Origin of the sequence: Rheinheimera sp. WS51 (assembly GCF_050936095.1) — a bacterium.
Classification (GTDB): domain Bacteria; phylum Pseudomonadota; class Gammaproteobacteria; order Enterobacterales; family Alteromonadaceae; genus Alishewanella.
The window spans coordinates 22,306-46,704 of the sequence record NZ_JBOTRC010000013.1; the positions used below are offsets into that span (position 1 = coordinate 22,306).

Consider the following 24,399-nt stretch of genomic DNA (forward strand, 5'->3'; position numbering starts at 1 on the left):
AAATTAAATCTATACCTTAGCCGACTCTAGTTTCTAAGGGCTGCTCAATATGATTAGCGTACTTAATTAGCATGGCAAAAGCTAAATCGACCGGTTCAGGCAGCTTCACTAATAATTTATAACAAGAGCCAGGCGCAAGTAAAATGTCATTATATTGGCTGTCTTTTAAACCGGTTAAAGTAAAGTTAACATTACCTTTTGGTGTCATCAATAGCAGCTTATCGCCAATAGCAAAGCGATTTTTAACCTCAACTAAGGCATAACCTTGGTTATCTTGCTGACCAATAAACTCGCCAACTAATAACTGCTCGCCCTGACTATGACTAGTGCCATAGTTTTGGGTATCTTGCGGCACATGCCGGCGTAAAAAGCCTTCGGTAAAGCCTCTATTTGCCATGCCTTCTAATTGGTCTAATAAGCGAGTATCAAAAGCTTTACCTGCCGCAGCATCATCTATAGCTTGCCGATAAACCTGAGCGGTACGCGCCACGTAATAAACAGACTTTGTTCTCCCTTCAATTTTTAATGAATGCACTTTCATGGCGCTTAGTTTTTCGACATGCTGTACGGCACGTAAATCTTTAGAATTTAAAATGTAGCTGCCATGAATATCTTCATCCAATGACATTAGTTCACCAGGTCGGCCTTGTTCTTCAATTAATGCCGGTGTGCTAATAGGTTTAAACTGGCCTACTTCGTCTTCTTCTGCTAGTTGCACGCTATAAGGCCAACGGCAGGAATTAGTACAAGTACCTTGGTTTGGATCCCGTTTATTAATATAACCCGATAGTAAGCAGCGGCCTGAATAAGCCATACATAAAGCACCATGCACAAAAACTTCAATTTCCATATCAGGTACTTGTTGGCGTATTTCAGCTATTTCTTCAATAGCCAGTTCCCGCGATACTATCACTCGCTCTACGCCTTGTTGCTGCCAAAATTTCACTGCCGCCCAGTTCATGGTATTGGCTTGCACAGATAAATGCAGAGCTATATTAGGAAAGTTTTGCTGCAGTAAGTAAATCACGCCAGGATCAGAAACAATAAACGCATCTGGCTTTAACGCTACCACAGCGGCCATATCGGCAACAAAACGGCCAAGCTTGCTATTGTGTGGGGCAATATTAACCACCACATAGAATTTTTTATTTTGCTGATGCGCTTCTTCTATGCCTATTTTTAATTCTGCCAGCGTAAATTCGTTATTACGCACTCGTAAGCTATAACGTGGCTGGCCGGCGTATACCGCATCGGCACCATAAGCAAAAGCCACCCGCATAGCTTTTAAGCTACCCGCTGGCGAGAGTAATTCAGGTTTAAACATAACAAAGCGCCCACAAACAAAATAAGGCGCTAGTTTAGCGCCTGTAAAGTTTCAATTATTGATTTAACGCAAGCTTAAGTGACTTAGCCCTAACATTGCACTACTGCTGATTTTTCAGCGTTTTTAAAACCGGCTGCAAAATTATTTAGCCGCTCAGTACGGCTACCGGTGCTTAACACTACTTCAATTAAACTAAATTGACTTTCATTTTCAAGCGCCGCAGCTAAAGCTAAATTAAACTCATCTAAGCTATGTACTTGCACGCCACTGCCGCCCATGCTGTGGGCTAATTCAGCATAATGCCAATTATTGAGGCTAGTACAATTTAGGTTAGGTGAAAATGCATTAATCATGTCCCAGCCACTGTTATTAAATAAAACAACAATAGGCGTAAAACCATAACGAGCAAAGTGGCCTAACTCTAAGCCTGTCATTAAAAAAGCGCCATCGCCTACTAAGACAACGGGTCTTAAACCAGTCACCGCTTGCACGCCTAAGGCCGCTGGCACGGCATAGCCCATTGAAGCATAAAAAGCTGGAGCCAACATTAAGCTAGGGTTAGCGTGTAAAGATGCAAATAAGCAATCACCAATATCAGAAACAAATGGCACAGTAAGTGCTGTTTTTACTAGTTGCTGATCTATCTGTTGCACCACACTAGTAGTTGTTAGTTGGCTAGTGTCTGGTTTTGTCTTAGGGCCATCTAAAGCAACTGTTGCTAGCTCTTGGTTACTAAAAGGTGGTATTGCTTGTTGCAATAAACTACTTAGTAAAGCTTTTAGGCTTATACCGCTAAAGACGTTATCTTTGGTGTGCATTTTATCTGCGCTTATTTCTATCACATTGTCAGTGGGGAAAAATGCTCGGTTTGCTGCAAAATTACTATCGGTTTTTATCACACCTATTTGCAGAATAAGATCCGCTTGGCGTAACAATTGAGCTGGCCGCAAATCAGTTTTATCTAAAAATATCCCCTGATAAAGCGGATGTTGCTGGTTGACACAAGCTCGGCCCATTAAAGTGCTAATAAAAGGAATATTAAACTTACTGGCTAAAGCTTCTAGCTCTGCTACAGCATCAAAACGCCTAACATCGACCCCCGCAACAATAACTGGCCGCTGGCCAGCGGCTAATTTTTGGCTTAAATAGGCTACTGCTTGTTCAATATCCACCGCATCTGGCTGAGGTGCTATGTAGTCTGTTGCTAATTCAGTATTATACAAAACCGCATCACGAGGAATTTCAATTAATACGGGCAAGCTTTGCTCTTTTGCTGTTTTCAGCGCTAAGCGAATATCATTACCGGCCTGCTTAGGGTTATTAAGCCGCACTTGGCAAGCAGTTATCTCGCGGTAAATATCTCGCTGCGAGTCAATATTTTTAGCTTGATGATGAATTTGCAAGCCACTTTGAATTTCCGCTGCACTAGGAAAACCAGCAATAACCACTAAAGGCACATGCTCTACATAGGCTTGAGCTACGGCATTTACGGCATTAAGTGCGCCTGCGCCATAAGTTAATATTACCACTGATGGTTTTTTACTAATACGAGCAGCCGCATCGGCAGCGAATACCGCTGACGGTTCATGACTTAAATAATACAGCGGTAACCTATTACGTTGTTGTAATTGTTCAAATAATGGCAAAACAAAATCACCAGGAATGCCAAATAATTGTTTAACCTCAAAAAGTTGTAATTCGTGCAGTAATGCATCCACTAATAACATAAAACACCTCCGTTTTATGTAGTGTGCGCTGCTATAACTATTGCAATATTGATGTATATCAACAAGGCTACATTAATGACTAAGGCAAAAGAGGTATATAATTAGGGTAAGATTAAGGCCGTTCAAAGCCATGTTGTTGTAAAATTTCTTCCGCTGCAGCGCTTTGCATAAAGTTAGCAAAAGATTTGGCAGCATGGTTATTAGCACCAGATTTAGTTAACACTAAGCCGTGTAATAACGGCTGATGTAGGCTTGCATCAATTAAAGAATAGTTATCGCGAGTAATATTAGGGTTTTTAGCTAAAGATAGCGCAATAATGCCCGCATCAGCCGCACCTGATTGGGTCATTTGCGCTGTTTGGGCAATATTTTCACCAAAGACTAGTTTTGTTTGCACTTGTTGCCAAATATCTGCAGCTTCTAGCGCTTGCTGCGCCATTTTACCATAAGGGGCATGAGCCGGTTGCGCTATAGCCAACTTATGTATTTCAGGGCGGATTAAATCAGCCAAAGTTAACGCTGGAGCTGTTTCATCCGCTTGCCAAATAACAATTCGGCCTAAAGCATAAGCTTGAATAGGCGAAGCTGTAACTTTAGCAGCTTCAAGCTGTAAAGGTCGCTGCATATCTGCTGATAAAAATAAATCAAAAGGCGCACCATTGATAATTTGATGGCTAAGTTTACCTGAAGCGCCATAAGTTACTTGTAGCGAATATTCAGGGTGTTGTTTTGTAAATAGTGCCACTATATCTGAAAGTGCAAAGCGTAAACTCGCCGCTGCTGCAATATTCGTATTTTCAGCCATAACAGCTGTAGATAGCAAAAGACTACCGCTAATAAGTACTGTTGCTAATTTAATACTAAGCCGTTTAAACATATATTATCCTGAAAAATGGTACTTTTAGCTGGCAAATTAACGCAACATGCTTGAAAAAGGCAAAATATCCACTGTGCTGCCTGATTCTAAAGAGCCAGCGTCTTGGGGTAATACAATATAACAATTAGCGTTAGCAATAGAGGTCAACATGCCTGAACTTTGGCTACCTAGGGTTTTAACAAAAAGTTGGCCATTTTGCTGCCAGTACCAGCCACGTTGATAATCAGCACGGCCAGGGCGCTTTTTCAGTGCCACTTCACAGGTTGCGGTTAATAACTCAGGTATAGCAGACATAGTTTCGCCGGCCATTTTACGCAATACTGGCTGCACTAACTGCTCTAAGGTAACGACGGCTGCAACAGGGTTACCCGGCAAACCAAAGAACCAACTGTCATCTAGCTTGCCAAAGGCAAAAGGTTTGCCAGGCTTTATCGCTACCTTCCAAAAATCAATTTCACCTAATTTCACTAAAATTTGCTTAGTGTAATCGGCATCACCTACTGATACCCCTGCGCTGGTAATCAACACATCCGCTTGCAACATGGCTTGTTTAAACGCGGTTTCTATAGTGTCTGGATCATCTGGCAGTAAACCAAGGTCAATAATTTCAACCCCTAAACGCTGTAACATAGCATGCATAACATAGCGGTTACTGTCATAAATATAACCATCTTTTAAAGGTTGGCCAGGGGGAGTTAACTCATCCCCAGTAGATAAAATAGCCACTCTTAATTTGGGCTTTACGATAACCTCAGCAATACCTAATGAAGCCAGCAGGCCAATATCTGCAGCGGCTAAGCGTTTACCCGCTGGCAATACTTGTTGTTGTTTTGCAATATCTTCACCCGCACGGCGAATATTGTCGCCCACTTTTGGCAGCTTAGTTAAACGAATGTGTTGTTGATCAGCGTTAACTGTAACCTGCTCTTGCATAATAACGGTATCAGCGCCCGCTGGCACTACAGCACCGGTCATAATTCTTACGCATTGCCCTGCTGTAACGGTTCCGGCATAAGCTTGGCCAGCAAGGGCAGCCCCCACTAGCTCAAGTGGTTGGTCTAAAGCAGCATCTTGGCAACGAAAAGCGTAACCATCCATAGCCGAGTTATCAAAACCCGGAACATCTATTGCCGAAATAATATCTTCAGCTAATACCCGATCTAAGGCTTGTAAAATAGCAACACTTTCAGTACTTGCAATTGGCTGAACTAAGCCAAGCATAGTCGATAGCGCCTCAGCAATTGGCATTAATGGCTTCGGTTGATTAAATTGATTCGCTGACACTATTTTGCTCCTTGCTGATTAACCATCCACACAGCGGCTTCTACGCGTGAGCGTAAACCTAACTTTTTCAATAAATGCTTAACATGCACTTTTACTGTGCCATCTGAAATAGATAACTCACGGGCTATCACTTTATTGCTCATACCTTTGGCAATTAGGCTTAAAATTTCATATTCACGATTAGTTAAACTATTTAGTTCTGCTACTGGTTTAACGCTTGGTCTGCGCAAGGCGGTTGCTAGTACTTGGGTAATAGTTTCACTTAGTACCATTTTACCTTCTAAAGCACGTTTAATATTTTCTAGTAAAACGTCAGGATCAGTATCTTTGAGTAAATAACCATCAGCACCATTACTAATGGCATTAACAACATCTTCATCTGCATCTGATACGGTAAGCATTACAATACGTGAACTTACGCCCTCATCGCGCATGGCTTTTAAAGTTTCAATGCCATCCATACCCTGCATATTTAAATCAAGAATTATCAGTTCAGGATCAAGATCAATTGCTAATTTTACGGCTTCTGCTCCGCTACTCGCTTCAGCTATAACTTCAACGTCTTCTTCCATGGTGAGCAGTTGCTTCATGCCTTTACGTAACAAAGGATGATCATCAACAAGCATTATAGTGGCTATATGTTCCGACATAGTGATTAGTTACTCCGTCATAGTGCGCTTTAGGTATTAAGCACGATTTTGTTCTATTAGCTTACATTAATTGCTATTAAACTTTGATTTAAATCATCTTAGCGTAATTTAATTCTCACAGTATTATTACTACACTCTAGCTTAAATTGCTAACACTACCAATTTAACCTTTTGTTTTAGTTGAAAATTTTATTAATTCACCAATATCAGTACCCACTAATAGGTAACTAAAAAGACTCAAGCGAGTTAATTAACTAACTCTCAAGGCGCATTGCTGCATTAGTGACATCACTTCATAGTTCAAGTAATTCTATTACTGTCCCTTTGAGGAGTTTGTTATGTCAGACCTAAAAAAGTGGTTGCCTGAAGATGAGAGCTTTTGGCAAACCCAAGGTAAAGCCATTGCTAGTCGTAACTTGTGGATTTCTATCCCAAGCTTACTCTGTGGCTTTGGTGTTTGGATGCTATGGAGTATTGTTACCGTTCAAATGCTAAACGTGGGTTATCCATTCACTACAGCTCAGTTATTTACCTTAACTGCTATCGCCGGCTTTACTGGCGCAACCTTACGGATCCCTTCTAGCTTCTTTGTTCGTCTATGCGGTGGTCGTTATACCTTATTTTTAACCACTACATTACTACTTATACCTGCCGTAGGCACTGGGTTAGCGCTACAAAGCATTGATACGCCACTATGGGTGTTTCAATTAATGGCTTTATTATCCGGTATCGGGGGCGGTAACTTTGCTTCATCAATGTCTAATATCAGCTTTTTTTATCCTAAAAAACAACAAGGTTTAGCTTTAGGTTTAAATGCAGGTTTAGGAAACTTTGGTGTCACTACGGTGCAAATTTTAGTGCCTTTGTTTATGTCTTATGGTGTCTTTAGTTTGTTAGGCGGTGGCGAGCCTATGACACTACTTAAACCTAGTGGCACAGTAACGGGTACCATTCCAGCCGGCACAGAAACCTGGATCCAAAACTCGGGTTTTGCTTGGTTAATTACTTTAATTCCTTTAGCTTTTTTACTTTGGTTTGCTACTAACAATATTCATACTGAAGAAGTCACACCCAAATTGCCTAAAGCTATTACGGCTTTCAGTATTATTTTAGCTATGCTGGGCATAGGCTTTTTCACGTCAATTATTGGTTTATGGTTAATTTTACCAGAGGCGGCTAATGGCTCTGGTTTTGGCATACCTAAAGAAATTGTATTATTAGCGGTATTATTTGGCACGGTTATGTTGTTAAAACTGTTGCCTGGTGCTATTCGCACTAGCCTTGATCGGCAATACCGGATCTTTAATAACAAGCATACTTGGGTAATGAGCGTCTTATACGTTATGACCTTTGGTTCTTTTATTGGTTTTGCGGCAGCTTTCCCGTTGTCAATTAAAGTAATATTTGGCTATAGCCATATTATGGTTGACGGTGTAATGACCCATGAAACTACCAACCCTAATGGGCCAAGTGCCTTAACTTATGCTTGGATAGCTCCCTTTATTGGTGCCTTGATCCGCCCTGTCGGTGGTTGGATAGCAGATAAGTTAGGTGGTGCTTTAGTAACGCAGATTTGTTCAGCAATCATGATTGCCTGTGCCTTAGGTGCCGGTTATTACATGAAGCTGGCCTATCAATCTGAAACGCCAGAGCAATACTTTGTCCCCTTTTTCTTAATATTTTTAGGCTTATTTGCCGCCAGTGGTATTGGTAATGGCTCAACCTTTAGAACCATTGCTGTGGTGTTTCCAAAAGAGCAAGCGGGCCCTGTATTAGGCTGGACATCAGCAGTAGCCGCTTATGGTGCTTTTTATATTCCACAAGTATTAGGTGAGCAGATAAAAGCCACTACTCCTGAATATGCCATGATAGGTTTTGCTATCTTCTATGGTTTATGTCTGTTAGTTAACTGGTTTTATTACTTACGTAAAAATGGTGAGTTTTATAATCCATAATCGCTAGCCTACCTTATATTGATAGCGGAAATAGCTAGCCAGTACTTAAAACGGCGCTTGGTGCATTAAAACCAGAGCGCCGTTTTTTTAGCTTACATTTTGCTCCTGCCAATAGCTTGGTACAAAGCTAAAATATACCCCAGTTCCGCCTTCTTCTCGAAGCTTGATTGTTAAATCGCCACCTAGGTGCTTACCTCGCTCTTGCATAATAGCCAAACCATAATGATTTAACTTTTCTGGCGAGGAATCTATGCCTACTCCGTCATCTTCTATGGCCAAATAAATAGATTTATCAGCTTGTTGCAATAAGGTAATTTGCAATAAGCTACCTTGGCTATGATGAATGGCGTTTTGGCTGGCCTCACGGATTATTTGTAATAGATGCACCTCTTCATTTGGCGCTAAGGGCACACTAACTAATTGATAATCTAATTTAATTAGTAATGATGATTGCTCCATCAACTGCTTAACTGTAGTGTGCAACGCATCTAATAAGCCAGTGCCATCAATTTTTAACCTAAAGGTTGTCAGTAATTCACGTAACTGCCGATAAGCAGAATCTAATCCTTGTTTTAGTTCAATTTTAACGTCATCTATCGTTGCTTGATCTTGTTTAACTAACGCTTTATTTAACCGCGCGACTTGAATTTTTAAATAAGACAGCGCTTGAGCTAGCGAGTCATGTAATTCACGGGCAATTACCGTTCGCTCTTGCATTAAGGCTAGGCGCCTAATTTGCTCTTCTTCGGTCTTTAAGCTTAATGCTATAGCCATTAAATCTGCTACCGAGTTTAATAAGTCCTGCTGCCATTGCTCTAACGCATGATTACTTTCTTTACGGGCAACTAAAACACCAAAATTACGCTTGTCTCGGTTTAACGGATAATTATAAATTAATAAGTTATCGCAGTTTTTAATTGTTTTAGTTGATAAACAATCACTGCAGTCTAACTCCTGACAAGGATCAATTTCATTAGCACCAGGCTGCACTTGAAAATAAGGCTGCTGTCCTTGCTCGGTAACTAAGCATAATTCGATATTATCTAACTGAGTTATGCTTTTTAGTGCATCTATTATTTGTTGAAAATCTTTATGCTGCGGCACACTTTCACTCATGCGCCGTGAAATGGTATATAAAAAATTTAATCGGGTATTTTGATGTTGTAATTTTTTAGTTTGTTTATCTACTCGCTGCTCTAAGTTGCCATACATATGACCAATAGCATCATTCATTTTATTTAAGGTTTCTGCAAATAAACCCAACTCATCCGGTTGTTGTGGCGTAACTCTAACCGTAAAGTCGCCATGACCAATTCGTCTTGCCGCCCGCGTTAATTCTATTAATGGCTGCTCAACCTTCACTTTTAGCCAATGAGTAATTATTAACGCCAACATAACCGTTAAAAGCAACGCAATTAATTGAACAGAGCGTAAGGTTCTCACTTTATGCTCGGCATCATGCTGTATCGCCAGCACTAATTCGTTTAACTGTTTAATGTGTTGCTCAAGCTGCATAGTTAAATCGCTATAAGTAAGCTGGCTTAATAAAGGTAATAACTGCTGCCATTGTTGCTCTGCTTGATAATACAGCGGGGTAATTTCAGCGTTATCTTGAATGACGCGTTTAAAAATCGCGTTTTGCCAACTTAGCTGGATATTTTCAATCGCGGCTTCAAGTTGCAGATTATTTGCTTCAACCGCTAACCAGCCTAAACGGTAAGTTTGCATTCGTAATGAGCCTGCCGTATTAATAGCCTGGGCATGGCTATCCAGTTTATCTGACAACCAAAAAGACACTAAAATAGTGGCAATGGCTAATGACACTATGCAGGCTAAAGCAACACTAATTCGAGTCACTATAGAAAACTTTTGCATTGCTTCTCCTAAATGCTTTTGCTATTTGGCCATCCGCAAGCAAATTTATATTAATTCTAATCAGCAAAGCTGATAAATAGCCCAGAAAATTCGAGCTACCCCTTTTGCGTTAGCTGGGGTAAATAAAGCATAACCTAATCTGTCACTATCACCAACACCCCAGTATTTTCAAGCTTTTAGCACAATTAGGCACTACCTACTTGTGGGTATTTTTGAATTTAAACAACAACTTAGGCCACTAGCTGTCTTGATCTATATCAAGCATTATTCGGTAGTAATTTCTATAGTAGCTATATCAAAACAAAGATTGCCTATATGCAAGATAAGACCAGGAGTTAACCATGAGCCACCTTCTAGACAAATTGCGCTTTTTTAAAACGCGCAAAGAGCCCTTCGCCGATGGCCACGGCATTACCACTAATGAAGACAGAACCTGGGAACAGGGTTATCGCCAACGCTGGCAGCATGACAAAATTGTGCGCTCAACACACGGCGTTAACTGTACAGGCTCATGTAGCTGGAAAATTTACGTCAAAGATGGCCTAGTAACGTGGGAAATGCAGCAAACTGATTATCCACGCACTCGCCCAGACTTACCAAATCATGAGCCACGGGGTTGTCCACGAGGCGCAAGTTACTCTTGGTATATTTACAGCGCTAACCGCTTAAAGTATCCAAAAATGCGTAAGCAATTAATGAAATTATGGCGTGAAGCTAAAGCCATTCATAAAGATCCAGTTAAAGCTTGGGCGTCAATTGTTTCCGATCCAGTTAAAGCAAAAAGCTATAAAGAGCGCCGTGGTTTAGGTGGCTTTGTTCGTGCAAGCTGGGATGAAGTAAATGAATTAATTGCTGCATCTAACGTATATACTACTAAAGAATATGGCCCTGACCGCGTAACGGGTTTCTCGCCTATTCCGGCCATGTCTATGGTGTCTTATGCCGCCGGGGCGCGTTATTTATCATTAATTGGTGGTAACTGCTTAAGCTTCTACGATTGGTACTGTGATTTACCTCCTGCATCACCACAAGTTTGGGGTGAACAAACAGACGTACCTGAATCAGCTGACTGGTATAATTCTAATTACATTATTGTTTGGGGTTCAAACGTACCGCAAACACGTACTCCTGATGCGCATTTTTTAACTGAAGTACGCTACAAAGGCACCAAAACCTGCGTTATTACACCAGATTACTCTGAAGCATCAAAGTTTGGTGATACCTGGTTAGCACCGCGCCAAGGCACTGATGCGGCTTTAGCCATGGCATTTGGTCACGTTATTTTAAAAGAATTCCACGTTAATAATCCAAGCTCCTACTTTACTGACTATGTACGTCGCTATACTGATATGCCGATGTTAGTTATGTTAGAAGAAAGCGAAGGCCGTTTATCACAAGGTCGGTTCTTACGTGCTGCCGATTTAGTTGACAATTTAGGCGAGGAAAACAACCCAGACTGGAAAACCATTGCCATTAATCAAGATGGAAGCTTAACTAGTCCGAACGGCGCTATTGGTTATCGCTGGGGCCAAAAAGGCAAGTGGAACTTACAACAAGAAGATAAAAATGGCACTGTAGAGTTGCAGCTGTCCTTAAAAGACAATTGCGATGAATTTGCCGATGTTGGCTTCCCGTATTTTGGTGGTGCGCCACATGAATATAAATACTTCCAACATACATCGCATGACGATGTGCAAATGCGCAAAATCCCAGCTAAACGGGTGCAGTTAGCTGATGGCTCAACCTCTTTGGTCGCCACAGTATACGACTTAATGTTAGCGCATTACGGTGTTGATAACGGAGTTAACGACCCTAACCGCGCAACAAGTTATTTAGACGATATTCCTTATACTCCAGGCTGGCAAGAAGCTATTACTGGCGTTAAACCTGAAGACGTTATTCGCATAGCCACCGAGTTTGGTCGCAACGCCGATAAAACTCGCGGTAGGTCAATGATTATTGTTGGTGCGGGTTTAAACCACTGGTACCACATGGATATGAATTACCGTGGCTTAATTAATATGTTAATGATGTGTGGCTGTATTGGTCAAAGTGGTGGTGGCTGGGCGCACTATGTTGGCCAAGAAAAGCTACGTCCGCAAACTGGCTGGACCCCACTGGCCTTCGGTTTAGATTGGCAGCGTCCACCGCGTCATATGAACGGTACTTCATTTTTCTATAACCATTCTAGCCAATGGCGTTATGAAAAATTGAATATGACTGAAATCCTTTCTCCTTTAGCCAATAAAGATAAATGGGCCGGCAGTATTATCGACTATAACGCTCGCGCCGAACGTATGGGCTGGTTACCTTCTGCACCCCAGTTAGGCACTAACCCATTAAAGTTAGCAGCACAAGCAAAGGCTGCAGGTGTTGAGGTTAAAGATTATGTATTACAGCAATTAAAAGATCGCACTATTAAGTTTGCTTGTGAGAACCCTGAAGATCCGCAAAACTTCCCACGCAATATGTTTGTATGGCGCTCTAACCTATTGGGTTCATCAGGTAAAGGCCACGAATATATGCTTAAGCATTTACTAGGCACTAAGCATGGCTTACTAGGTAAAGACTTAGGTAACTTTGGTGGTAACAAACCTCAAGACGTAGAATGGACCGATGACGGTGCTGAAGGCAAAGTCGATTTATGGGTTACATTAGATTTCCGTATGTCTACTACTTGTTTGTATTCAGATATCGTATTACCTACTGCAACTTGGTATGAAAAAGACGATATGAATACCTCGGATATGCATCCGTTTATTCATCCATTAACAGCAGCTATCGATCCTGTATGGGAAGCGCGTAGCGACTGGGAAATATTTAAAGGTATTGCAAAAGCCTTCTCAAAAGCCAGTGAAGGACACTTAGGTGTTGAAACTGATGTAGTCACAACCCCAATGCATCATGACACCCCAGCAGAGCTAGCCCAACCTTACGGCGTTAAAGCTTGGTGGAAAGGCGAATGTGAAGCTATTCCTGGCTTAACCATGCCGCACATTAATATTGTTGAACGTGATTACCCTAATACTTATGCTCGCTTTACTTCTATAGGCCCACTACTAGAGTCTGTCGGTAACGGCGGCAAAGGTATCAGCTGGGATACTAAAGACGAAGTAGACTTCCTTCGTAAGCTAAATAGAACCCACACTGCTGAAGGTGTTAATAAAGGCATGGCCAAAATTAATACCGCCATTGATGCTTGTGAAATGATTCTATCTTTGGCGCCAGAAACCAATGGTCAGGTTGCCGTTAAAGCTTGGCAAGCATTAGGTGAGTTTACCGGCCGCGACCATACCCATTTAGCCTTGCCAAAAGAAGATGAAAAAATCCGCTTTAACGACATAGTCGCACAACCACGGAAAATTATTTCATCCCCAACTTGGTCTGGTTTAGAAGATGAACATGTATCTTATAACGCCGGCTATACCAACGTTCATGAGCTTATTCCTTGGCGTACTATTACCGGCCGCCAGCAGTTTTATCAAGACCATGAATGGATGCGTGACTTTGGCGAACAACTTTGTAGCTATAAGCCACCTATCAACTTAAAGACGGTTGCGCCGGTATTAAATAAAAAGCCCAATGGTAATGCTGAAATAGTGCTGAACTTTTTAACACCGCATCAAAAATGGGGCATTCACAGTACCTATTCAGACAACTTATTAATGCTAACCCTATCCCGTGGTGGCCCTATTGTTTGGATCAGTGAAATTGATGCCCAAGCAGCAGGCATAGTAGATAACGATTGGATTGAAGTGTTCAACGTCAATGGTGCAATTGCAGCACGCGCAGTTGTGTCACAGCGAGTACCTGAAGGCACTAGCATGATGTACCACGCTCAAGAACGTATCGTCAATATTCCAGGCAGTGAGCAAACCGGTACTCGAGGTGGTATTCATAACTCGGTCACTCGAGCCGTAATGAAGCCAACCCATATGATAGGAGGTTATGCTCAACAAGCATACGGTTTCAACTATTACGGCACTGTAGGCTGTAACCGCGATGAGTTTATTGTCTTACGCAAAATGCACAACGTTGACTGGTTAGATACAAAATAAGGTTGGAGTAAGTAATTATGAAAGTTAGAGCCCAAATTGGTATGGTGCTGAATTTAGACAAGTGCATTGGTTGCCACACTTGCTCCATCACCTGCAAAAACGTCTGGACCTCGCGTGAAGGTGTTGAATACGCTTGGTTTAATAACGTAGAAACAAAACCTGGTATTGGTTTTCCTAAAGAGTGGGAAAACCAAAATAAATGGAATGGCGGCTGGGTACGCAATAAAGCAGGCAAATTAGAGCTAAAAATTGGGGGTAAACGCCGTATTTTAGCTAATATATTTGCCAACCCAGATTTACCAGAAATAGATGACTATTACGAGCCGTTCGATTTTGACTATCAACATTTACATACAGCTGGTGACTTAAAGCATCAGCCAGTTGCTCGTCCGCGTTCACTTATTAGCGGTAAACGGATGGAAAAGATCGAATGGGGTCCAAACTGGGAAGAAATTCTTGGTACTGAGTTCGCCAAGCGTAAAGTGGATACCAACTTTAACGAAGTAGTAGAAAAAGACATTTATGGTCAGTTCGAAAAGACCTTTATGATGTACTTGCCTCGTTTATGCGAACACTGCCTAAACCCTGCTTGTGTGGCAGCTTGTCCATCTGGCGCTATTTATAAGCGTGATGAAGATGGCATAGTATTAATTGACCAAGATAAATGCCGTGGCTGGCGGATGTGTGTATCGGCCTGCCCGTACAAAAAAATATACTACAACTGGAAAACCGGTAAATCAGAAAAATGTACTTTTTGCTTCCCTCGCATTGAAGCTGGGCAACCGACAGTCTGTTCTGAAACCTGTGTTGGCCGTATTCGTTACTTAGGTGTGCTGTTATATGACGCTGATAAAATTGAAGCCGCGGCTAATACGCCAAACGAAAAAGATTTATATCAAGCCCAGCTAGATATTTTCTTAGATCCACATGATCCAAAAGTCATTGCTGCCGCTAAAGCCGAAGGCATTGGCGACAATTGGATAGCCGCAGCCCAGCGCTCTCCTGTGTATATGATGGCAATGGATTGGAAGGTTGCCTTACCATTACACCCAGAATATCGCACCTTACCTATGGTGTGGTACGTGCCGCCACTGTCACCAATTCAAGGGGCTGTACAAGCTGGTCATGTTGGTATGAATGGCGAAATTCCAGACGTAAAATCGCTGCGTATTCCACTGCGTTACTTAGCTAATATGTTAACCGCAGGTGATGAAGCCCCTGTCGCTCGAGCATTAGAACGCATGGTTGCAATGCGTGCTTTTAAACGTGCTCAGCAAGTTGATGGTGTTGAAGACGCTGATGTATTAACTCAAGTGGGATTAACACCAGTACAAGTAGAAGAAATGTACCGTTATATGGCACTTGCTAACTATGAAGACCGTTTTGTTATTCCAACTAGTCATCGCGCCTATGCTGAAAATGCTTATGACCTAAAAAGCAGCTGTGGCTTTAGTTTTGGTAATGGCTGTGGCGATGGTAACAACGGCGTTAACTTATTTGGTACTAAAGCTAAAGGGGTACGCCAAGTTATTCCTGTTGAAATTAAGGATTAAAGCAAATGAAAATTTTTCAGGTTATATCGCTACTATTAGATTACCCAACAGAGGCGTTAGTTGCAGCGAAACAAGACTTACTTGAGGTTGTAGCTAACGCAAATATTGATGCAGAGTTAAAAGCGCAGCTAAGTGACTTTATCACAACCCGTTGTAACAGCGACTTAATGGATTGGCAGTCTGAATACGACGGCTTATTTGAACGCGGACGCTCATTATCATTATTGTTATTTGAGCATATTCATGGTGAGTCACGCGATCGTGGCCAAGCTATGGTTGATTTACTAAACCAATATAAAGAAGCTGGGCTTGACTTAGATATGAAAGAACTGCCCGACTACATTCCACTTTACCTTGAATTTTTATCTACTCAAGGTGAAGTAAATGGCCAAATTGGTTTAGAAGAAATAGCCCCTATTCTTGCTGTACTGGCGTGTCGCGCCGAGCAACGAGAAACTAGCTATGCCACCTTATTCCATACCCTTCTAGCGTTATCTAATGCAGAAGTCGACTTAAGTGATATCAAAGCGCAAATCGCTAATGAGAAGCGTGATGATACCGCCAAAGAGTTAGACAAAGTGTGGGAAGAAGAAATGGTTACCTTTATGGGCAATAATCAAACTGATTCAGCCTGTGGTAGCGGCAATAAACCCAGCGAGAAGCAGCGCAAAGATCAATACGTACCGCTTAGCACTGATGAGCTGGGCACTGAATTATTTAAAGAAGCCGCTAACTCACGCGCTTAAGGAGCAAAAAATGGCACACCTTAATTTGTTTGCCTTTGGTATTTATCCGTACATTGCCATGGCGATAATGTTTATTGGAAGCTGGATCCGGTATGACCGAGAACAATACACTTGGAAAACTGGCTCTAGCCAAATGCTGGAAAAGAAACAATTACGCCAAGGCAGTATTCCATTTCACATTGGTATTATTGGTATATTCCTAGGCCACTTCGTTGGCTTATTAATGCCAGCCAGTGTATGGCACTTATTTGGCATCACACCCGGTATGAAGCAAGTAATTGCGGTTGTAGCAGGCGGTATATTTGGTTTAATTTGCTTTTATGGATTAACCATATTAATTAAACGCCGCTTATTTAACCCGCGAGTTCGTGCCACTAGCAATACTATGGATATTGTCATTTTATTCTTACTCTATGCTCAGTTAATTCTTGGTTTACTGTCTATTACCGTATCTTTAGGTCATATGGATGGGACAGAAATGCTAAAACTTATGGCTTGGGCGCAAAATACTATGACCTTTAATAGCACAGCTGCTGTGGCAGCTATAAGCAGTGTTCATTGGATATTTAAGCTACACGTTTTCTTGGGTATGACCTTATTTGTGGTATTCCCATTTAGTCGCTTAGTGCATATGTTAAGTGTACCGGTGCAATATATTAGCCGTAAGCACCAAATTGTACGCCAACGTTTTGTCCGCTAATTAACCATGCTCAAAAATTAATGTTAAGAGCAGTATCAGCCAGACAGAGAGTAACTCTGTCTGGCTATATCCGACTCTATAGAAGCCAATAGAGGTTTAATATGATCCAAGTTAACCAAACCACCATACCTGAAGCGACGGTGATGGCAGAAGTACAGTATCACCCTGCTCCTGACAAACGTGCCGCTATATTAAAAGCTGCAGAGTCATTAATTATTGGAGAGTTATTTCGCCAACGAGCAAAAGCACTAGGACTAACAGTTAAAAGTGAACTTAACATCGCCAGTGATGACAACTTTTTAGACGCCCTAATTGAGCAAGAAGTGAATATTCCAACAGCGTCTGATGAAGAATGTGAGCAGTATTACAACTTAAATCCGCAACGTTTTCATAGTTCGCCTTTATTAGAAGTTAGCCATATTTTATTAGCCGCAGCTCCCGAAGATCATAAAGGGCGAATAGAAGCGAAAATATTATCTGAACAGTTAATAAACCAATTACAACAAGGCGAAAATTTTTCTCAGCTAGCTAAACAACATTCTATTTGCCCATCTAAAGAAACCGGTGGTAGTTTAGGCCAAATTAGTAAAGGCCAAACTGTTCCCGAGTTTGAACGACAAATTTTCACTGCCGAGCCAGGGTTAATGCCGCAAGGGGTTGAAAGCCGCTATGGTATTCATGTTGTGCATATTGCCCGAAAAGTAGCAGGTAATTTACTGCCCTTTAGCGCAGTACAACAAAAAATAGCAGAATATTTAAATGAAAAAGTGCGCCGTAAAGCTGTCGCGCAATATATTCACACCTTAATTACTAATGCAGAAATTAAAGGCTATGACTTTAATTTATCTGACTCGCCCCTTATGCAATAAAACTGTAAATAATTAAACACCAACATATCATTGATATTTAACGATAAAAAACGAGCTGGTTAGCTCGTTTTTTATATCTACCCCCTGTTGTTATTTGACTACCCTCTAGTAAGTAACTCTTTGTCCTAATTATTAAAAAGCTGATTAAAAGTTAAAATTGCCTAAGGTTTCTTACCAAAAAGGGTTATTTGATGAAAACATGCAATCTCATCGCGTTATCTGTAATCACAGCTTTGTCTCACACCAGCTATGCTAATGATTTTACTAATACACTAAGCCAAGCCTTAAAGGAGTCTAATCTTAGCGCTGATTTTCGTTATCGATTGGAATATGTTGATCAAGATAACTTACTTGATGAGGCTATAGGCTCAACTTTAAAAAGCCGCTTAAATATACAGTCTGGTACTGTTTCTGGTTTTAGTGGCTTTATTCAACTAGACAATGTTAGCCTAATTGGTAATGACCACTACAACAGCACAGTAAACGGTAATAACCAATATAGTGTTATTGCTGATCCCAAAGGTACTGATATTAATCAAGCTTTTATCCGTTATAAAAGCACTGCCGGTACTACTTTTACTGCGGGTCGGCAGCAAGTAAATCATCTAAATCAGCGTTTTTTAGGCGGTGTAGCATGGCGGCAAAACGAACAAACTTTTGATGGCTACCGTTTGCAGCACAATTTTAAACAAAACATTAGCGCTGAAATTGGTCATTTTTATAACATTAACCGCATTTTTGGTCCCAAAGGCGCAGCAGCAGACCAAGACGGTAGCTTTAATACAGCACTAATTAATTGGCAACTGCACCCACAACATAAGCTAAGTGCGTATGGGTATGACTTAGATTTCAGCAACTGGGCAGCACGCAGCAGTATTACCCTAGGTATAGATTATCAAGGCAGCATTAGCCAAGTACCTAATTTAAGCTGGCATTTAGCCTTGGCGCAGCAACAAGATCAGCATAATGCCGCTATAGATTACAAGCATCATTACCATAGAGTTAGTGTTAACTGGCAGCAACAACATTTTAATGTACAAGCTGGCCAAGAGCGCTTAGCCGGTAATGGCACTAGCGCCTTCCAAACTCCGCTAGCAACTTTACATGCCTTTCATGGCTTTACTGATACTTTTTTGAATACCCCTAATACTGGTTTACGCGATCATTGGTTGCAACTAAGCGTACCAGTACAAGCTGTTAAGCTTAATCTAGCATGGCACAGGTTTGACAGTGATGCTGGTAATCAGCACTACGGTGACGAATGGAATTTAAGCGCAAGCTATAAGTTCGGTAATGGTTTAGCCAGCTTAATTAAACTAGCTCACTATGACGCTAATGACTTTGCAGTTGATACCACTAAAGTCTGGTTTATGTTGAGTTATCACTTAGAGTAATTAACTAGGCAAATCTGTCTGTTTAAGTCGCTTATATAGACAGCTTGTATAAAATCCATTTATAAAAAAGCCGCAGCTCTAAAACACTGCGGCTTTTTTATTGTCTGCTGATAAAGAGCCACTACCTACAACGGGGTAATAAAACCTTAACTAATGCCTGTTTGCAGCAGACAGTGAATTTAGCCTGCCAAAAACATGATCTAGATCAATCTATAAAACGCTACTCAGCCTAAGCTTAACCACAACATATAGTGTCAAATTTAAAATAACACACCATATAAAGTAAAAGGTGGCCTAAATGTTTAACTTTAGTGCTGAACAAATTGTGTTTCAAGAGGTGCCAGGTGAAGTGTCATTAGCCTTTACCATTACTGGCTGCCAACTTGGCTGTAAAGGCTGCCATAGCGTAGATAGCTGGCCTGCGCATTCAGGCACTGAGCTTACTGAAAGCTATTTAAAGCAACGTTTACAACAGTATAAAGGGTTAATTAGTTGCGTGTTGTTTTTAGGCGGAGAATGGCAACCAACAAAATTAATTAGCTTATTAAAATTAGTACGCCAACATCAACTACATACATGCTTGTACACCGGTTTAGACAAGATCCCAAATTTAGTTAGCGAGCAACTTACTTATTTAAAAACAGGCCCATGGCGGCCCGAACTGGGTGGCTTAAATAGCCCAATTACGAATCAACGTTTTATCGATTTACGCAACGGTGAGTGCTTAAACCACCGTTTTATAAAGCAATAATGACAAAGGAATATACTAATGATTGCGCTTAATGAACTACAACTTCAGCAAAAACTTAACTTTATCAAGCAGTATTTACAGGCAGAAAATGCAGCTGATGGCTCGACTTTAGATGCTAATGCTAATGTAACGCAAAAAAATATTGCGACTTTAGAATCAGAGCTGATGAAAGATCATTTTATTCAAGTAAACCGCAGCTTAGTTAGCAATAAAATTAGCCAGTTATTTGGCGCTGAATTAGCGCAAGAATATCAGCGACAAATTAAAGATCATGAAATTTATGTTCATGATGAAACCAGCTTAAAACCATACTGCGTATCTGTCACTATGTACCCCTTTTTACGAGATGGCTTAACAAAGCTAGGCGGCGAGTCACAAGCGCCTAAGCATTTAGAGTCTTTTTGCGGCTGTTTTGTTAACTTTGTGTTTGCTGTAAGCAGCCAATTTGCGGGTGCTGTTGCCACAGTAGAGTTTTTAACTTACTTTGATCATTTTGCCCGTAAAGATTATGGCGATAATTACTTAACGACTCACCGCAAACAAATTGAAAATCACTTACAACATGTGGTTTATGCCTTAAACCAACCGGCAGCGGCACGGGGTTATCAAAGTGTATTTTGGAATATCTCTATTTACGATCAGCACTACTTTGAAAGTATGTTTGGCGACTTTGTATTTCCTGACATGGTTAAAGACAGCGCTGATAAAGACTGCTTTATAAAACCAGAATGGCACTCTGTTAGCGCCTTACAAAATTTCTTTTTAACTTGGTTTAACCAAGAGCGTGAAAAAACCATTTTAACCTTCCCTGTTGTAACCGTTGCTATGCTAACAGATAACGGTAAATGTAAAGATCAGCTATTTGCTAACGAAATAGCCGAGCATTTAGCCCAGGGCAGCTCGTTTTTTGTTTATCAATCTGACAATGCCGACTCGTTAGCCTCATGCTGTCGCTTACGCAGTGAAATTAGCGATAATACCTTTTCGTACTCGTTAGGCGCAGGTGGCGTGGCCACAGGCTCTATTAATGTTATTACCATTAATATGAATCGTTTAATTCAAGATGGCCGTGATTTAGCCACAGAAGTTAGCAAAATTCATAAATACCAAGTCGCCTATCGTCAGTTAATGCAAGACTATAAAGACGCTGGATTATTAACAGTATATGACGCTGGTTTTATCTCATTAGAAAAGCAATTTTTAACCATAGGCATAAACGGCATGGTTGAAGCGGCAGAATCGCAAGGCCTAGTTGCAGACAACAACCCGCACTACATTGAGTTTGTGCAACAGAACTTAAAAATTATCTTTGATGCCAACAAGGCTGCCAAAGCTGAATATGGCTATATGTTTAATACCGAGTTTGTGCCAGCTGAAAACCTAGGCGTTAAAAACGCGAACTGGGATAAAAATGACGGCTATGTAGTTAATCGTGACTGCTATAACTCGTATTTTTATGTAGTAGAAGACGACAACTGTAACACCCTAGATAAGTTTCAATTACATGGCCGCCAGTTACTAGATTACTTAGATGGCGGCTCAGCGCTACATTTAAATTTAGAAGAAAAGCTGGATAAAGCAGGTTATATCCAATTATTAACTATCGCCGCTCAAACTGGCTGTAACTACTTTTGCGTCAACGTTAAAATTACCATTTGCAATAGCTGTGAAGCCATAGATAAACGCACCTTAACCAGTTGCTCTAGCTGTGGTAGTGCAGATATAGACTACGGCACACGCGTTATAGGTTACTTAAAACGCGTATCCGCCTTTAGCAAAGGCCGCCGAGTAGAGCACCAACTACGTCATTATCACCGTTCTAACTAAGAAAAAACGTTAATAAAACAAGGAGATAAGCCTTTACTAAAACTGTCAGATTTACTATTTAACTAAATCTGACAGCCTTATGCCAATTATCTTAACCTAGTCTTTTCTAGCCAAAAAGCAGTATAAACCAGAAGAATAGTTCTTGAGATATTTAGCGCCTCACCATTTAGGGTAAAAATAACCCTAACGGTTAAATAAACCCAAACATTAATAGGTAAAAAAAACCCAATCACAAGCACCATAACTAAAATTACATTAAAAACAAAAAGTTAAAAACTGGCCTAACTCTTGTATTGTTACTAGAGCATTAGATAGCTATCTAATGCTTTATTACAATAATAGGAGTTTTAAATGGCTTGTTGGCGCTTTGTAAGTAGTTTTTGGAGGGATTATGGCTGGATATCGTAAACTCTGGTGGGTATTAATCACCGTTTTAGCAATTACCTTTGGTGTGCTGGGTTATTTTGGTGCAGAAGTTTACCGCTCTGCTCCACCTATTCCGGCGAAAGTAGTTAGCCAAGACGGTAAGGTATTAATGACCAATGAAAGTATTTTAGATGGTCAAACTGCCTGGCAATCTGTCGGGGGGATGCAGCTAGGCTCTATTTGGGGTCATGGTGCTTACCAAGCACCAGATTGGACTGCAGATTGGTTACATCGTGAATTACTGGCTTGGTTAGAGCTTGCCGCTCAAGATCAATATAACAAAGCTTATGACAGTTTAACGCCAGCTGAGCAAAATGGCTTACAGTTTGCGTTAAAAGAAGCTTATCGTATTAACACTTATGATAAAGCCACTGACACCCTAGTGCTGTCAAGTCGCCGTATACAGGCCATTGCAACAACTGCTGATCACTATATTAAATTATTTGGTAATGATCCGTCGTTAAGCGAAACCCGTGCTAACTATGCAATGAAAAACAACACCCTGCCTTCACTAGAACGCAGAGAGCAAATGGTACAGTTTTTCTTTTGGACGGCTTGGGCGGCTTCAACTGAGCGTACTCCAAATGCAGCCACTTATACCAACAACTGGCCCCATGAGCCGTTAATTGATAATAAGCCTACAGCTGAAAATTTAATTTGGTCTTTAATTAGTATTATTTTATTAATTGCTGGTGTTGGAGCCTTAGTTTGGGCTTGGGCATTCTTACGCAAACACGATGACGAAGAGCCGGTGTCACCAAAGTTCGATCCTATAGCTAACCTTAAACTTACCCCCTCACAAAAATCGTTGGGCAAGTATATTGTAGTGGTAGTTGCACTATTTACCCTGCAAGTGTTCTTAGGTGGCTTTACTGCTCACTATACCGTTGAAGGTGATGGTTTCTATGGTTTAAATACAACCGAATGGCTACCCTACAGCCTAGCCCGTACATGGCACTTACAAGCGGCTATGTTCTGGATTGCGACAGGCTTTTTAGCCGCAGGTTTATTTTTAGCACCTATTATTAATGGCGGTAAAGATCCTAAGTTCCAAAAGCTTGGCGTAGATATTTTATTCTGGGCCTTAGTGGTTTTAGTGGCAGGTTCATTCGCCGGTAACTACTTTGCCATTATGCAAATTATGCCGCATGAATATAGCTTCTGGTTTGGCCATCAAGGTTATGAATACATTGATATTGGTCGCTTTTGGCAAATCATTAAATACATCGGCATTTTATTCTGGTTAGTGTTAATGCTACGCGCCATAGTGCCCGCCTTTAAAGCGCCTGGTGATAAAAACTTATTAGCTTTATTTGGTGCTTCGGTTATCTGTGTGGGTTTGTTCTATGGCGCCGGTTTATTCTACGGCGAACGGACTAACTTATCGGTAATGGAATACTGGCGCTGGTGGGTAGTTCATTTATGGGTAGAAGGCTTCTTTGAAGTGTTTGCTACTGTATCTTTAGCCTTTATTTTCCATAGTATGGGCTTGGTATCACGCACTATGGCAACTAGCGCAAGCTTAGCCTCGGCATCACTGTTTATGCTAGGTGGTATTCCTGGTACTTTCCACCACTTATATTTCTCGGGTACGACTACACCGGTTATGGCCGTTGGGGCAACTTTCAGTGCCTTAGAAGTGGTGCCTTTAGTGGTGTTAGGCTATGAAGCTTTTGAGCAATGGCGAATGAAAAACCGTGCGCCTTGGATGGCAGACTTAAAATGGCCGCTCATGTTTTTTGTCGCGGTATCATTTTGGAATATGTTAGGCGCAGGCGTGTTTGGCTTTATGATTAACCCACCTATAGCGCTATATTATATTCAAGGCTTAAACACCACGCCTACTCATGCGCATGCGGCATTATTTGGTGTTTATGGTTTCTTAGCCTTAGGCTTCTGTTTATTAATATTGCGCTACATTCGGCCGCAGTTGCAGTTTGACGAAAAGCTAATGAAGACCGCATTTTGGTGGTTAAACGTGGGCTTAGTATTAATGCTATTCACGAGTTTATTACCAATAGGCTTTATCCAGTTTTATGCTAGTGCCACAGAAGGCTTATGGTATGCACGAAGTGAAGCCTTTATGCAAAGTGATTTACTGCATACACTACGCTGGGTGCGCACTATAGGTGACGTGGTCTTTATCATAGGTGCCTTAGCGGTAAGCTGGCAAATTGTTAAAGGCGTATTTGACACTAAAGCAGCTAAGCAAATTAGCAACTAAGTTAAACAAACGAATAAAAAGCACTACAGCTTTGCTGTGGTGCTTTTTTATATTTGAATAATCCAAAACCATATATAGCGTTACATTAAACCCTAAACGTAAAATTTACCTTACTAAACTACCTATTTTACTGCGTTATAGCCTGTTATGAGTATCTCT

The 24,399-nt window shown here is 41.1% G+C and carries 16 protein-coding genes; 10 read left to right on the plus strand and 6 right to left on the minus strand.

Annotated elements, in window-relative coordinates; translation table 11 throughout:
- Window positions 1-16 precede the first annotated feature (16 nt).
- From yegQ to narL, 5 genes are all read right to left on the minus strand, one after another.
- Window positions 17-1,324, minus strand: a complete 1,308-nt coding sequence (gene yegQ, locus ACRCA4_RS12905) for a tRNA 5-hydroxyuridine modification protein YegQ (protein WP_433189288.1) — start codon at window positions 1,322-1,324, stop codon at window positions 17-19.
- An 89-nt stretch (window positions 1,325-1,413) separates the two neighbouring features.
- Entirely contained in the window at window positions 1,414-3,051 is a 1,638-nt protein-coding gene (locus tag ACRCA4_RS12910) for a thiamine pyrophosphate-binding protein (RefSeq protein WP_433189291.1), read from the minus strand.
- 112 nt (window positions 3,052-3,163) lie between these two features.
- Entirely contained in the window at window positions 3,164-3,928 is a 765-nt protein-coding gene (gene modA, locus ACRCA4_RS12915) for a molybdate ABC transporter substrate-binding protein (RefSeq protein WP_433189294.1), read from the minus strand.
- Window positions 3,929-3,964: 36 nt separating this feature from the next.
- Window positions 3,965-5,212 (minus strand): molybdopterin molybdotransferase MoeA, encoded by a 1,248-nt coding sequence (gene moeA, locus ACRCA4_RS12920; RefSeq protein ID WP_433189297.1) that lies wholly within the window; start codon window positions 5,210-5,212, stop codon window positions 3,965-3,967.
- A complete protein-coding gene (gene narL / locus ACRCA4_RS12925; RefSeq protein ID WP_433189300.1) occupies window positions 5,212-5,862 on the minus strand; it encodes a two-component system response regulator NarL in 651 nt (216 codons plus the stop codon). Before narL ends, moeA begins: the two co-directional genes overlap by 1 nt.
- 338 nt (window positions 5,863-6,200) lie before the next feature.
- Between narL and ACRCA4_RS12930 the strand changes: the two genes are divergently transcribed.
- Window positions 6,201-7,817 carry an MFS transporter gene (locus tag ACRCA4_RS12930; RefSeq protein ID WP_433189303.1) on the plus strand — a complete coding sequence of 539 codons (1,617 nt, stop codon included), beginning with the start codon at window positions 6,201-6,203 and terminating at the stop codon, window positions 7,815-7,817.
- Between the two features lie 87 nt (window positions 7,818-7,904).
- Here ACRCA4_RS12930 and ACRCA4_RS12935 read toward each other — a convergent pair whose 3' ends face one another.
- Window positions 7,905-9,692: a histidine kinase gene (locus ACRCA4_RS12935; RefSeq protein ID WP_433189306.1), complete on the minus strand. Its 1,788-nt coding sequence runs from the start codon at window positions 9,690-9,692 to the stop codon at window positions 7,905-7,907.
- Between the two features lie 341 nt (window positions 9,693-10,033).
- On the opposite strand from ACRCA4_RS12935, the gene ACRCA4_RS12940 reads away from it, so the two are divergent.
- From ACRCA4_RS12940 to ACRCA4_RS12980, 9 genes are all read left to right on the plus strand, one after another.
- Complete coding sequence (locus ACRCA4_RS12940; RefSeq protein WP_433189309.1) at window positions 10,034-13,750, plus strand: nitrate reductase subunit alpha; 3,717 nt, start codon at window positions 10,034-10,036, stop codon at window positions 13,748-13,750.
- A gap of 17 nt (window positions 13,751-13,767) precedes the next feature.
- Window positions 13,768-15,303 carry a nitrate reductase subunit beta gene (gene narH / locus ACRCA4_RS12945; RefSeq protein ID WP_433189312.1) on the plus strand — a complete coding sequence of 512 codons (1,536 nt, stop codon included), beginning with the start codon at window positions 13,768-13,770 and terminating at the stop codon, window positions 15,301-15,303.
- 5 nt (window positions 15,304-15,308) lie between these two features.
- Entirely contained in the window at window positions 15,309-16,049 is a 741-nt protein-coding gene (narJ, locus tag ACRCA4_RS12950; protein WP_433189315.1) for a nitrate reductase molybdenum cofactor assembly chaperone, read from the plus strand.
- A 10-nt stretch (window positions 16,050-16,059) separates the two neighbouring features.
- On the plus strand, window positions 16,060-16,749 hold the full coding sequence (narI, locus tag ACRCA4_RS12955; protein ID WP_433189318.1) for a respiratory nitrate reductase subunit gamma: 690 nt from the start codon (window positions 16,060-16,062) through the stop codon (window positions 16,747-16,749).
- A gap of 101 nt (window positions 16,750-16,850) precedes the next feature.
- Window positions 16,851-17,618 carry a peptidylprolyl isomerase gene (locus ACRCA4_RS12960; protein WP_433189321.1) on the plus strand — a complete coding sequence of 256 codons (768 nt, stop codon included), beginning with the start codon at window positions 16,851-16,853 and terminating at the stop codon, window positions 17,616-17,618.
- Window positions 17,619-17,809: 191 nt separating this feature from the next.
- Window positions 17,810-19,012 (plus strand): alginate export family protein, encoded by a 1,203-nt coding sequence (locus ACRCA4_RS12965; protein ID WP_433189324.1) that lies wholly within the window; start codon window positions 17,810-17,812, stop codon window positions 19,010-19,012.
- 298 nt (window positions 19,013-19,310) lie between these two features.
- Complete coding sequence (nrdG, locus tag ACRCA4_RS12970; protein ID WP_433189327.1) at window positions 19,311-19,763, plus strand: anaerobic ribonucleoside-triphosphate reductase activating protein; 453 nt, start codon at window positions 19,311-19,313, stop codon at window positions 19,761-19,763.
- An 18-nt stretch (window positions 19,764-19,781) separates the two neighbouring features.
- Window positions 19,782-21,590 (plus strand): anaerobic ribonucleoside-triphosphate reductase, encoded by a 1,809-nt coding sequence (gene nrdD / locus ACRCA4_RS12975; protein ID WP_433189330.1) that lies wholly within the window; start codon window positions 19,782-19,784, stop codon window positions 21,588-21,590.
- Window positions 21,591-21,981: 391 nt separating this feature from the next.
- Window positions 21,982-24,240 (plus strand): nitric-oxide reductase large subunit, encoded by a 2,259-nt coding sequence (locus ACRCA4_RS12980; protein ID WP_433189332.1) that lies wholly within the window; start codon window positions 21,982-21,984, stop codon window positions 24,238-24,240.
- Window positions 24,241-24,399 lie beyond the last annotated feature (159 nt).